This window comes from uncultured Campylobacter sp., from assembly GCF_937997535.1.
Taxonomy (GTDB): Bacteria; Campylobacterota; Campylobacteria; order Campylobacterales; family Campylobacteraceae; genus Campylobacter_B.
Genome location: NZ_CALKTT010000026.1, coordinates 1 through 12,959, shown reverse-complemented (window position 1 = coordinate 12,959; position 12,959 = coordinate 1). Strand labels below are relative to the sequence as shown.

At 47.0% G+C, this 12,959-nt stretch carries 9 protein-coding genes; all 9 read left to right on the top strand.

The window, feature by feature from the left end; genetic code table 11:
* Window positions 1-676 precede the first annotated feature (676 nt).
* The 9 genes from Q0117_RS02740 (at window position 677) to thiF (ending at window position 12,651) form a co-directional block, all read left to right on the top strand.
* Entirely contained in the window at window positions 677-1,702 is a 1,026-nt protein-coding gene (locus tag Q0117_RS02740; protein ID WP_297901187.1) for a hypothetical protein, read from the top strand.
* Window positions 1,703-1,895: 193 nt separating this feature from the next.
* On the top strand, window positions 1,896-5,741 hold the full coding sequence (locus Q0117_RS02735; protein ID WP_297922206.1) for a hypothetical protein: 3,846 nt from the start codon (window positions 1,896-1,898) through the stop codon (window positions 5,739-5,741).
* A 98-nt stretch (window positions 5,742-5,839) separates the two neighbouring features.
* Window positions 5,840-7,033, top strand: a complete 1,194-nt coding sequence (locus Q0117_RS02730) for a tetrahydrodipicolinate N-succinyltransferase N-terminal domain-containing protein (protein WP_297922203.1) — start codon at window positions 5,840-5,842, stop codon at window positions 7,031-7,033.
* A gap of 81 nt (window positions 7,034-7,114) precedes the next feature.
* Entirely contained in the window at window positions 7,115-7,282 is a 168-nt protein-coding gene (locus Q0117_RS02725; RefSeq protein ID WP_297922200.1) for a hypothetical protein, read from the top strand.
* A gap of 112 nt (window positions 7,283-7,394) precedes the next feature.
* Window positions 7,395-7,775, top strand: coding sequence for a hypothetical protein (locus Q0117_RS02720; RefSeq protein WP_297922197.1), 381 nt, complete (start codon window positions 7,395-7,397; stop codon window positions 7,773-7,775).
* An 18-nt stretch (window positions 7,776-7,793) separates the two neighbouring features.
* Window positions 7,794-8,921 (top strand): cation diffusion facilitator family transporter, encoded by a 1,128-nt coding sequence (locus tag Q0117_RS02715; RefSeq protein ID WP_297922194.1) that lies wholly within the window; start codon window positions 7,794-7,796, stop codon window positions 8,919-8,921.
* Between the two features lie 209 nt (window positions 8,922-9,130).
* A complete protein-coding gene (locus Q0117_RS02710) occupies window positions 9,131-10,723 on the top strand; it encodes an ABC-F family ATP-binding cassette domain-containing protein (RefSeq protein WP_297922191.1) in 1,593 nt (530 codons plus the stop codon).
* Window positions 10,716-10,919, top strand: a complete 204-nt coding sequence (thiS, locus tag Q0117_RS02705) for a sulfur carrier protein ThiS (protein WP_005871344.1) — start codon at window positions 10,716-10,718, stop codon at window positions 10,917-10,919. Before Q0117_RS02710 ends, thiS begins: the two co-directional genes overlap by 8 nt.
* Before the next feature lie 937 nt (window positions 10,920-11,856).
* Window positions 11,857-12,651, top strand: coding sequence for a sulfur carrier protein ThiS adenylyltransferase ThiF (gene thiF / locus Q0117_RS02700; RefSeq protein ID WP_297922186.1), 795 nt, complete (start codon window positions 11,857-11,859; stop codon window positions 12,649-12,651).
* The last annotated feature ends 308 nt before the right edge of the window (window positions 12,652-12,959 follow it).

Genomic DNA, 12,959 nt, shown 5'->3' with positions numbered 1-12,959 from the left:
GAATTTTGTAGCTCGAAATTCTGCGTTAAAATTCCGCTGCGATTTTGCCGCGAAATTTTATGGCGCCAGTAAAATTTTTGTGTATAGAATTTCGTGCAGAGGTTGTAGCATTAAATTTTAAAGCTTGAAATTTCGAGCTACAATTTTACCCAAGCTTCGTTGTGTGAGGGTTCAGATAAAATTCTAAGCGCAGAATTTTACGGCGAAAATTAAATTCCAAACGCGCAATTCAGCGAGGTAAAATTTGCCGTAGAATTCCGTCTTGGAGTTTTCAAATGTAAAATTTTAAGCATAAAGCTTTGCTGCGGAATTTCAAAATGCAAAATTTATCGCTAAAACTTTGTTTTAAAATTTTAAGATGGGGCTTTAAAATATGAATTTTAGGCTTGAAATTTATCGCGTCTAGCTTTTTAGCGGTAGCTGCAGTATTGCGCTAGTTTAAATTTTACTTCGCCGGGCCTTATGGCGGTGGAGTTTATCTGCGAAAGTCTCTGTAGAGTTTATTTGGGATGAAATTTTATCTGTAGTGATTGCGGAAGTAAATTTCTCGCGCAGCTGAAATTTAAGCAGCTGAAATTTCATTCGTATAGGCAGGAAGCTAAAGCGGCAAAATCCCTAAGCCTAGGGCTTTTAGGTTTAGGGATTTTACTTTTATACGAAATAAGAAAGGTCGGTAATGAGGTTTTTGATTATTTTGGTGCTTGCATTTGCGGCGTTCGCGCAAGAGAGCAATATGCAAAAATGGGCGAAAGAGATTACTGCGGATGCGCAGATCCCGCAGGATAAGTTTTTGGCGTTTTATCTGAATAAAGATGAGCCTAAGAAAGTGGTTTTCTCTGAAAACGTCGATCGCATTAGCGTCAATTACGAAGGAAATTCTTTCCATGAAATCCCGTCTCCAAATCTTATGGCGTATTGGGTCGGCGAGTTTAATTTCGACGCAGATGTCGAAAAGATGGTGCTAGGAGATTACGGCTGGTCCACGCTGGTAATCGCCGTAGATGGCACGGACGTGCTAGGCGGAACATCTAGCAATCAAAAGCGCCCGCTTACGTATAAATTTAGCAAGGGCAAGCACAAGATCGAAGCGTGGTTTTTAAATGACGCGCATTCCAGTGAGCTTTTCGTGGATTTTAAAGATGTAGAGCCATTTTATCGTCAAAAGGACGCCGTAGCCAAGATCCCCGCGGATAAGGACTACGATCTGTGGCTCGGCGCGATCTACGAAAGCGCGCAGATGAATAATCGCGTCAAGCTAAATTTAGCCAAATCCGATAAGCCCATCGTGCTACTGCTTAGCTCATATCGCGCCGTGGAGTGGGAGATCTCAAATCCGCAAAAGAATGAAATTCTAGCCGTGTTAATTTACAATCCCATTAGTAGCGTCCGCGGCGTAAGCGGTGCGCTTTACGTCGAGGACTACAGATACACAGAGGCTGCGGATGGGCTTAAATGCGAGTGCATCTCCGGCAATGTCTTTCACTGCGACGGAAGCGAGATTTATGATATGAACGGGCGCGTAAACGGGATATTTGGCAGAGGCCTGGGGGCGTTTGCCGGCAAGCACGCCGTAAATTCCTTAGATCTGCCGGGGCTTGTTATTACTCCGAAAATTTTAGACGAAAGCAAAGCTCGCCTGCTCTCTGTAGAAGCGGACCGCAAGAAATGCGAAAGCACGCCGATGGATGATGTGTTTAGGTAGGATGGACAGTATTTATAACAATTTCTTCAATAAATTTTACTGTTCATAAATTTGATAATTTCTGTGAAATCTATGTTCCGATAAAGAGGATTAAAGTACTCTTTAGGTTTACATTATGAGATTAAGATAACGTAAAAGGTATATCGAGTGAAATATAATAGGGACATAAATATAGAAAGGAATTATTAATAATATGAAACATACAAGCATTGTAACTCCTAACGATTTGGCACGATATGCAGATACGCGTGAGAGCGAAGGAGTAATTCCCGAGCTTATTTGTCGACTTATCAGACAATCGGCAGCTAATATAAGCGAGTGCCGCATACCTTACGGTGATGCCGTAAATCAACCCGGCATGGACGGCATTGTAGATTGCGAGACCGGATTTTTTGAATTTGTTCCTGCGGGGAAATCATATTGGGAAATAGGCACCGGAAAAGATCCTCAAGAAAAAGCAAGTAGTGACTTTCAAAAAAGAACTGATGAATTGAGCAATGAAGAGCGGGCAAATTCCACTTTCGTCTTCGCTACTCCGCGTTCGGCCGAAGCAAATGGTTGGAATGAGCCAAAACAGAGGGCTTGGGTTAAAAGGCGGCAAAATACAGGATGGAAACGAATTATAATAATAGATGGGGTAAAGCTAGCGGATTGGCTTAGAGAATTTCCCGCTATCGGTAAGTGGATGGCTTGCAAAATAGGAATTTCGTCAAATTTAGGTGATATCATAACCCCGCTTGAACACTGGAATTTAACTCAATCTAAATTTAAAAATTGCAACTTGATCCAGTCACAATTTAATGGGCTGGCTTTTCCGCCCGAGCTTTTTACCTCTTCTCGCGATAAAGCGTGTAGCGCGCTTAAGACCATCTTTTCGGGCGAAGCTAAAAAACTTTTTATTATTGCTGAGAGCGAAAACGATGTAGATGATTTTGTGGCGGCCTACCTTATGACGCTTGAAAAAGAAAAGGCACAAAAATATGCAGATAGGTGTCTTTTTATAAAAGATAAAGATACATGGCAAGCAATATCCGAGTTGCGACGATCACATGTATTGGTTGCTAGCCCAAGGCTAGGCTTGGATGATGAACAACAAAATTTACTTGCGTTAGCCATAGAAAAAGGGCATGGAGTGATCGCGCCGTTTTGCGATGCCCCATCAATTGGTAATGACGATGTTATAGACCTTAAAAGTCCTCCATCATATCAGATCAAAGAGATACTGACGAAAGCGCAGTTCCCAGATGCTCTTGCAGAGGAATTTGCTAAAATAGGAAATAGGAGGCTGTCTGCACTTATGAGGTATCTCGTAGGAGTTGCTGCGCCGTCGTATGCGAAACGAAATACTGCTCGCGAATTGGCAAAAGCCTGTTTAATAGGTCGATGGGATGAAGAAAATAAAGCGGACATTCAAGCTATAGAAGAATTTGTCGGCAAAAGTTATAAAGAATGGATGGAAAAATTTAGAGCCGACGCTTTACGTCCAGACTCTCCGTTTACTTTGATAGAGGGAAAATGGAAAGTTATTTCTTGTGATGAGGCTTGGGATGTCCTTGGAGGTATGATCTCAAATGACGATCTAGCCCGTTTTAAGAGTATAGCGATTTCAGTTTTAGAAGAAAGAGATCCGGCGCTTGATTTGCTGAAAGAAGAACGATGTGCCGCTAGTTTTTATGGAAAACAATTAAACTATTCGCAAAATATTAGAAAAGGAATTTCTCAAACGCTTGCTTTGATGGGTAGTCGCCCTCAAGCACTTAGTAACTGCTCTTGCAATGAAGCTTTAAACGCTGTAAATTTTATTGTGCGCACATTGCTTGATGGGGCGGATTGGGAGCGATGGGCGAGCATAGATTACTACTTACCGCTTTTAGCAGAAGCCGCGCCCAGCGAATTTCTTGATGCTGTAGAGTTGTCATTGGTCGATATTTCGAATTCTCCTTTTCATAAACTATTTGAACAAGAAGGAAACGGAATAGAGGGGCGTAATTACATGTGCGGTTTACTTTGGGCTCTTGAAGAGCTGGCATGGTCTCCTAATTATTTATCAAGAGTAGCGGTTATTTTGGTGGATCTTGCCTCTATTGATCCCGGCGGATCTTGGGCAAATCGTCCTATGAGATCGCTTGTGAATATATTTTTACCTTGGCATGTGCAAACTACCGTAAAATTTGATATAAGAAAAGCGGCGATCAAAGCCGTGATAAAAAATCAACCTAAAATCGGATGGTCTCTGCTGCTAGAGTTGCTTCCGCAAGGTTGCCAAGTCACAAGCGGAAACTATCGCCCTATTTGGAGAGATTTTATCCCGTTAGATTGGAAGGATGGTGTATTTCAAAATGAATATTTGGAGCAAATTGCTGCTTTATCCGAGCTTATGATTGATTTAGCAAAAGAAGACGTGGATAAATTTATTGAGCTTATAGAAAGGCTTTCAAATTTGCCCAAAAATGCATACGATTTTATTCTTGATTATTGCTTGTCGGATAACATAATAAATTTGCCCGAAGAAAAACGCTATTTGGTTTGGGAGAAACTCGATGAGATTGTGCGTCGTCATAGAAAATTTTCTAATACTAACTGGGCATTGCCCGAAGAAAAACTTTGCAAAATCAAAAACATAGCCGATAGTCTTGCGCCATCTTCGCCGGAAATAAAATATCGTTATTTATTTAATGGCGTAGTTTTTGAGTTGTTGGACGGAGATGGTGACCGCGATATGCAGATAGAAAGGCTCGCTAAAAAACGCAATTCCGCTATAAAAGAAATTTTGGACAGCGGAGGTTTGATAAAGTGCATAAATTTTGCCAAAAAAGTAGCTTCGCCGTTTGATGTAGGTCGAGCTTTGGGCGAAATAGAATATGATTTGATTGAAAATGAACTATTGCCAACATTTCTTGATTCAAATGATGAAGTTGAAAAGCAGGTTTTAAGCGGGTATGCACGGATCAAATTTTATAAAATCGGCATTGATTGGGCTGAAATGATTATGCAAAAAGATTGGTCTTTAGAGCAACGCGCTAAATTTCTGTTGCTTTTACCTTTCAATGAAGAGATATGGAAAGCGGTTTCTAAGTATTTAGGAGAAAATAGCGAGGATCTGTACTGGAAAAACGTTAAAGTTAATCCCTATGAATCAGACAGCAATCTGAATGAGGCAACCGAAAAATTGCTTACGTATGGGCGCGAAGGTGCGGCCGTTATCTGCGCTGCTCACAAGGCAAATAAAGCCGAAATTAATGAAGCCTTAGCGGTTCGTTCGCTTATCTCGGTCCTTGATAGTAAAAGCGGTAAGCAAGAACTTACCGACTATAGCTATGTGGCCTATGATGTAGTTGAGCTAATTAAGCGTCTTCAAAAATCAAAAACTATAGATCAAGACATACTGCTTAAAATTGAATCTAGGTTCTTTTCTTGGCTAAAAAGATTTTCTACAGAAGAATCCCCTACAGCAATCGAAAAAAAACTAGCTTCCGATCCGCAATTCTTTGCCGATATGATTGCTCTCGCCTTTCGTTCCAAGTATGATAAAAGCGACAGTGCTAAAGAAATAGATGAGAATAAACGCTATCTGGCCCAAAATGCCTACGATATTTTATATGAATGGAAACTTTATCCGGGAGTTAAAGAAGATGGAAAATTTGACGAAAATGCATTTAAAGAGTGGATCAAGGAGGCCAAAAGGATTACCGAAGAGACGGGGCATATAGGAGTTGCTAGGCACTATATTGGACAAATTTTAACTTATGCGCCTGCCGATCCGGGCGGACTTTGGATCCATAAAGCCGTGGCCGATATTTTAGATGCTAGAGATGCCGATAAAATACGCTCCGAATTCACGCTCACGCTTTTTAATCGGCGCGGAATACATACTTTTACTTACGGGCGGGAAGAGCGAGAGCTTGCTAAGCAGAATCAAGAAAAAGCCGAAGCCCTTGATGCGGAAGGTTTTACTAGATTCGCAACGATAATGCGTGAGTTCGCTGAGCAATATTTAAAAATAGCTAACGAAGAGGAAAAAGTGGATATTTACGAGTAAAAGCATTTTATGGCGGACGAATCAATTTGGCAAAATTTGATTATTTTTAAATTAAATTTAGCTATACTCCCGCGCAATTTTGCGATTAAGGATTAAATATGAAAGAGATTAAAAGCCTAAGCGAGCTTCAGGCTTTTGCAGATAAAGTTCGCGCCCAAAAGGGCTATCGCGATCCGATCATGTGGGCGGTCGGGCGCGTATTTAAGGGGTGTGCGGAGGGGCACAAAAGCCTAAGCGTAAATTACGCGCACGTAAATTTTAAAGATGGGCTAACAAGCGCAGCAGTGCTAATCCATGCTCTAACCGAATGCGGCGAGGTCGTGGATTTTAGCGGTAGTGAGTGCGTCCTTCCGCTAACGCACAAAGCCCTAAAAAAGGCGATCGAGGCTTTAAAATTTCTACAGCCAGACGCCAAAGAGGGCGCGCACAAAAATCTGCAGGTGCTGCTTGCGGTTAAAGAGGCGATGAAATCGGACGAGCACGCGAGCTTTTGCGCTAGTTTTATCTTTGAGGATACCGCGCCGAAAAGCGTCGAGAGCGTCTATCTCAAGCTTTACGCGCTTTCGCTAGATCTCTGCGAGCCGCGCACGCTCAATCTAGACGGCGCATTTAGCGTGCTTCCGAACGTCGCATGGGACGAAAACGCCCGCCCAATCGAGCTTTGGTGGCTGCGTGAAAACGAAATCTCTTTAAAAATGCAAGGTCGCTATCCACGCATAATCAGCGTCGATAAATTTCCGCGCTACCTAAGCCACGTCGTGCCGCCGCAAAACGTTCGGATTTTAGATGATGCGAAGGTGCGTTTGGGTGCGCATATCGCCGCGGGTACGACCGTGATGCCGGGTGCTGCGTATGTGAATTTCAACGCAGGCACGACTGGCAGCGTTATGATCGAGGGGCGCGTCAGCAGCTCGGTCGTCGTGGGCGAGGGCAGCGATATAGGCGGTGGCGCGTCGATTTTGGGCGTGCTAAGCGGCACCAACGGCAATGCTGTGAGCATCGGCAAGCACTGCCTGCTGGGCGCAAACTCCGTAACGGGCATTCCGCTCGGTGATCGCTGTATCGTGGATGCCGGCATCGCGATACTTGAGGGCACGAAGGTTTTCATCGCGCAAAAGGATCGCGAGGCGCTAGCGGCGCTAAATGCGGGCTTTGCGTTTGATCGTGAAATTTATAAAGGGCTTGAGCTTGCCGGGCTTAGCGGTCTGCACTTCCGACAAAATAGCCAAAGCGGGCAGATTACAGCAAGCGTTAGCAAGCGCGCGATCAAACTCAACGCGGAACTGCATTAAATTTATAAATTTAAACGGCGGGCGCGGATTGGCTGGAGCTTTTTTTTAAGCTGCGTTAAATCTATAACTTAAACGGCGAGTTTGAAAAAGATACGGACGATCTCGCCGCACGCCGCTTTGAGCGAGCGCATGCGATCCGTCGCAAAATTTCTACTCATAGAATTTTGCGCGGAATTTAAAGAATTTTTGCCGCGATTTAGAAAATTTCTAGCGGTGATTTATGGAATTTACGCCGCTAATTTAACGTAAGTAATTTTGGCGGTTCGCGGATTTGCGCCGCGCAGAGGGTTCTTAAATTTTAAAAATAGATTGAATTTAAAATTTTAATATGATAAATTTCAAATAAAATCAGGAGATAAAAATGAAAAAATTTATACCCGCCTTGTTCGGCGTATTTATCTGCAGCGCAGCGCTTGCGGGAGATGCCGAGCGCTGCAAGACTTTGGCGGACGCCGTAAATGGGCACAGTCACCCCGCGACTAAAAATATAGAGTTGGGCGCGGCTACATGCGAGGGCGATAAATTTGTAATTCCTACGATTCTAAAAAATGAAATTTGGGATAAAGTAGATCCCAAAATCAAGCAAAATTTTGAAAGCATTTTGCGCGCCAACAGGCAAAAGGACGTATGCGCGATGATGAAAGCGGGCGGTCTAAATCGCATAGGCGTACGAGAATTTCTGCAAAGCGGCGAAAAAATCGCCGATCTGACCTACACGCGCAGCGATTGCGGCTTAGAGTAAAATTTCAAAGGAGAGATAATGGAAGTGCCTCAAGCGGCGTATAGCAGGGATAAAATCATCGTTCGCACCGGTGCGATCGGTATCATTTCAAATATAATTTTAGCGGCATTTAAGGGCGTCGTAGGGCTGATTTCGGGCTCGATCGCGATCGTACTTGATGCCGTAAACAACCTAAGCGACGCACTCTCGTCCGCCATTACGATCGTGGGCGTACGTCTTGCTAGCAAGCAGCCCGATCGCGCGCATCCCTTCGGACACGGCAGGATCGAGTATCTAAGCGCGATCGTAATCGCCGTCATCATCCTCTACACCGGCGGCGTCTCGCTCGTCGAATCGATCAAAAAGATCATTCATCCGCAGGCGGCGAATTATAATGCGGTTTCTCTCGTCATCATCGCCGTAGCGGTCGCGGCGAAATTTAGCCTGGGGCTTTACACGCAAAAGACGGGCGAGCGCGTAAACTCGGACTCGCTCATCGCTAGCGGCGTGGATGCCAAATACGATGCGCTCGTATCGCTAGCCACCCTCGTAGCGGCTTTGATTTCGCTTATTTTTGGGCTGAGCTTAGAAGCGTATCTGGGCGCGATAATTTCGGCTCTTCTGATCAAAACGGCGTATGAAATTCTACGCGATACCATCAGCAAGCTTTTGGGTTCGCGTCCGAGCCTGGAGCTGACGAATGAAATTTACGACGTCGTGCGGGGCTTTGAGGGCGTCATCGGCGCATACGATCTGATGTTTCATGACTACGGACCCGATAAGATGGTCGGCAGCATCCACATCGAAGTCGCAGAGGACACGACCGCAGCGCAGATCGACGCTCTTACGCGCCGCATCCAAAATGCCGTTTTTGCGAAATTTAATATCATCCTGGATACCGTAGGAATTTACGCGTTTAACAGGAACGATCCGCGCGCCGCCGAGATCTACGAGCATATCAAGCAGATGGCGTTTTCGCATGAGTTCGTCTCGCAGATACATGGATTTTATCTCGACGAGGAAAAGCGCGCGATCAGCTTTGACGTTATCGTCGATTTCGCAGCGCCCGATATGGAGGCGACGTTTCGTGCGGTCTGTAAGCAGGTGCGCGCGGCATATCCGAACTACACGCTCATCATCACTCGCGATAGCGATTACAGCGGCTAAAATTTTAAATTGCTCTAGCGGTTTAAATTTAATCGCGCCCGCTCGCGCTCCTTCGGCGAAATTTCAGAATTTTAAGCTACAATAGGAGAAATTTATCGCAGCTCCGAACGGCGCAAAAGCCGCAATAAACCGCGAGATGAAATTTGCGCGCAAAACCTAGCAGAAGCCCGCGCGCAAGGCAATGCAAAGAGAAATTTAAAAGGAAAAATATGGTTGAAATCAAAGATCTAACGATGCGCTTCGGCAAACAGCTGCTTTTTGAAAACGTAAATTTGAGCCTCGATAAGGGCAGGCGCTACGGTCTCATCGGCGCAAACGGCGCGGGTAAATCGACGCTACTTAAAATTTTAAGCGGACAGATCGAAGCAAGCAGCGGCGAAATTTTGATTGAAAGCGGGCTTAAAATCGGCGTTTTGGGGCAGGATCAGTTCGCCTTTGAAAGTTTCAGCGTCAAAGACGCCGTGCTTTACGGCAACAAGCGCCTTTATGACGCCGTGCGCGAAAAGACGCAGCTTTACGAAGCGGGCGAGTTTAACGACGAGATAAACGAGCGCCTCGGCGAGCTTGAGATGATCTGCGCCGAGGAGGATCCCGCTTACGAGTACGAAACGCGGATCGAGAAAATTTTAAGTTCGCTGGGGCTGAACGACTTCGATAAAAAGATGAGCGAGATCGAGACGAGTGATAAATTTAAGGTTCTGCTCGCGCAGGTGCTCTTCCCGCGCCCCGACGTGCTGTTTTTGGACGAGCCTACGAACAATCTCGATATCGACGCCATTTCGTGGCTCGAGTTTGAGCTAAATCGCCACGCCGGCACGCTCGTAGTCATCAGCCACGACCGCCACTTTTTAAACCACGTCTGCACGGACATCCTCGACGTTGATTTTAGGCGGGTGCGCGAATTTAGCGGCAATTACGACGACTGGTTCATCGCGTCCAATCTCATCGCCAAACAGGCGCAGTTTGAGCGCGAGAAAAAGCTCAAAGAGAAGGCTGAGCTTGAAAAATTTATCGCTCGCTTCAGCGCCAACGCAAGCAAAGCCAAGCAGGCCACGAGCCGTCAAAAACAGCTCGACAAACTCGATCTTAGCGAGCTTGCGACCTCTTCGCGCAGAGAGCCTAGTATTTTATTTAAGCCCGCGCGCGAGATCGGCAATGAAATTTTAGAGCTAAGCGGCGTGGATATGAGCTTCGGCGAGATTAAAATTTTAAAAAATTTCAATCTCAAGCTCGCTCACGGCGATAAGATCGGCATCATCGGGCGAAACGGCGTGGGCAAAAGCACGCTTTGCAAGATCATCATGGGCGAGCTCGCGCCGCAGCGCGGCAAGGTTCACATGGGCGCCACGATCGAGCCCGGGTACTTTGCGCAGGATACGAATAATAAAATTTCAGGCGAGCTCAAGCTCTACGAATATCTGCAAAGCCCGCAAAATAGGGATCTGGATGAAATTCGCAAATGCCTTGGACGTATGCTTTTTAGCGGCGCGGAGCAGGAGAAAAGCGTAGGCAGCCTAAGCGGCGGCGAGAAACACCGCGTGATGCTAAGCAAGCTAATGCTGCAACGCCCAAACCTGCTAGTGCTCGACGAGCCCAACAACCACCTCGATCTTGAGGCGATCATCGCGCTTGGCGAGGCGCTGTATAACTTCGCGGGCTGCGCGATCTGCGTGAGCCACGACCGTGAGCTCATCGACGCGTTTGCAAATAGAATTTTGCATCTCAAAGGAGACGGCGAAATTGTCGATTTTAGGGGTACTTACGAGGAGTATCGCGAGAGCTTGGGGGCGAGCGATGATTGAGATCTGCGTAAACGGCGAGCCTCTGCAGCTGGCGCAGGATATGAGCGTGAGCGAGTTTTTGCGCTCGCGCGGACACGATCTGCGCTTCGTGGCGCTCGAGCGCGACGGCGAAATTTTAAAAAAAGAGGCGTGGGAGCGCACGCAGATCTCAAGCGGCAAAAAATATGAGATCGTCGAGTTCGTAGGCGGCGGCTAAGGTCGGAGCTTCGGGTTATGTTAAATTACGGCAGCCTAGGTTTAAATCTGCGCGAAGGTCACTAAGGAAGCCGTTAAATTTTAAGCGGCATGGCGACACAGCGGCTGGGGCTTAAAATTTGCGCGCGCGTCGTTAAAATTTTAAGCGATACGGCGGCGCAGGGACATAGCGTGTTTGGGATTTTTAAATTTATGAGGAAGCCGCGGCGACCGAATGCAGGAGTTTTAAAATTCGCTCCGCGGCGATAGAGTTTAAATTTTTATTGTGGTAATGGAACGCTAATTTGCGTTGCCAGCTGCGGTGGCATGATATGGGCTTTAAAACCGCATCGGCGCCGTAGGCTTGAGCGCGGGAGCATTAAAATTTACGCCGAAGTTGCGGGGTCTGGGCGCGGGGTTTTAAAATTTACCCCGAGATCTCTGCCGCTATGTACGCTACGACGTATGTTGCTGCGTGCCGCTTTTTCGTCGGTTCGGTTCGGCTTGAAATTTTAAATTTAGCTGCAGCATGGATTTATTCGTGCGTTTAAGCTTTTAAATTCGGCGGATCGCTCTAGCGCTTCGCGGCTTTAAATTTAACCGATAAGTTGGGTTAATGCGCTAAAATTTAACGGATTTAGTGTGCATTGCGCTGCCGTACGGGACCTCTACGACGCGCCGTATTAGCTGAATACAATGCGCGCAGTAGGCTTGAAACATGACGCGTTAAAGCAAGATGAAATTTTTAGATCAAAATCGCGTGCGATGCGCCAGGTACGTCCGCTTGCGCCGTAATTCACGCGAGCGTTTGCGCGGTGCGTAGTAGCCGCGCAGATTTCTGCCGCAACCGCGCCGCAATACCGCATCAATGCGCGCTATGTTCGCGCAGATGCAAGGCGCCGCGCGCTTAAATTTGCGCGATAAATTTAAACGGCAAAAAGATAAAATTTAGGATCAAAATGCAGATAAAATTAAACGGCAAAGCTTACGAAACAGCCGCGAGCGATCTTGACGGGCTGAAGCGCGAGGTTAAATTTAGCGGCGAGATCGCCGTGATAAACGGCTATGCGAGCACGCAGAACTGCGAGCTAAAGGCGGGCGATGAGCTCTTTTTGCTTGCCCGCGGAGCGGAGCTGGCGCCTCAGGAGCTTCGCGAGCTGATGCTTGCTCGCAACGCTCCTTCAGTAAACGAGGCGCTGCAAGGCTCGCGCGTGGCGATCTGCGGGCTCGGCGGGCTCGGCTCCAACGTCGCGATCCTGCTTGCGCGCGCAGGCGTGGGCGAGCTCTTTTTGATCGACTTTGACGTCGTCGAACCGACCAACCTCAACCGCCAGCAGTACGAGATCGGTGATCTCTACAAGCCCAAAACGGCCGCTCTGCGCGAAAAAATCGCGCGCATAAACCCGTTCGTGCGCGTGCAAACCTTAAACGAGCGGCTTACCGCGCAAAACGTAGCCGAAATTTTAAAAAACGAGCGTATAATTTGCGAGTGCTTCGACGACGCGGCGGCGAAGGCGATGATTTTCGACGCGCTCAGCGGCACAGATCGCTTTTTGATCTGCGCTAGCGGCATGGCGGGCAGCGGCGACGCCAACGAGATCCGCACGACGCGGCTCGGCAAAAACGTCTTCGTCTGCGGTGACCGCAAAAGCGCCGCGGCTCAGGGCGTGGGGCTGCTCGCGCCGCGCGTGGCGATCTGCGCCGCACATCAGGCAAACGTCGCGCTTAGACTGATTTTGGGCGAGGAGGGCTAAGCCTGGCCGCCCATCGCGCGTCTGCATTTCTAAATTTACGTGCCTTTGTGCATTGCCGCTAAATTTAGCTTTGCGCGATTATTTTTGAGAAGCGGCGAGCGTTTCGGCGGGTATACGGCGCGCGTTTTTAAAACGGCGTAAAATTTACTGCGCGCTGTGCAAATTTGGCCGCGAAATTTAGCCGTGAGATCTAAATTTAAACGACGAAATTTAAACCATTTGTCGTGCGCAGCTCGCGTGTAAGTAGAATTTTAAAATTTATTCGGCGCGAGCGAGCTGCTTTTGAACGTAGGATTTAAAATTCCGCG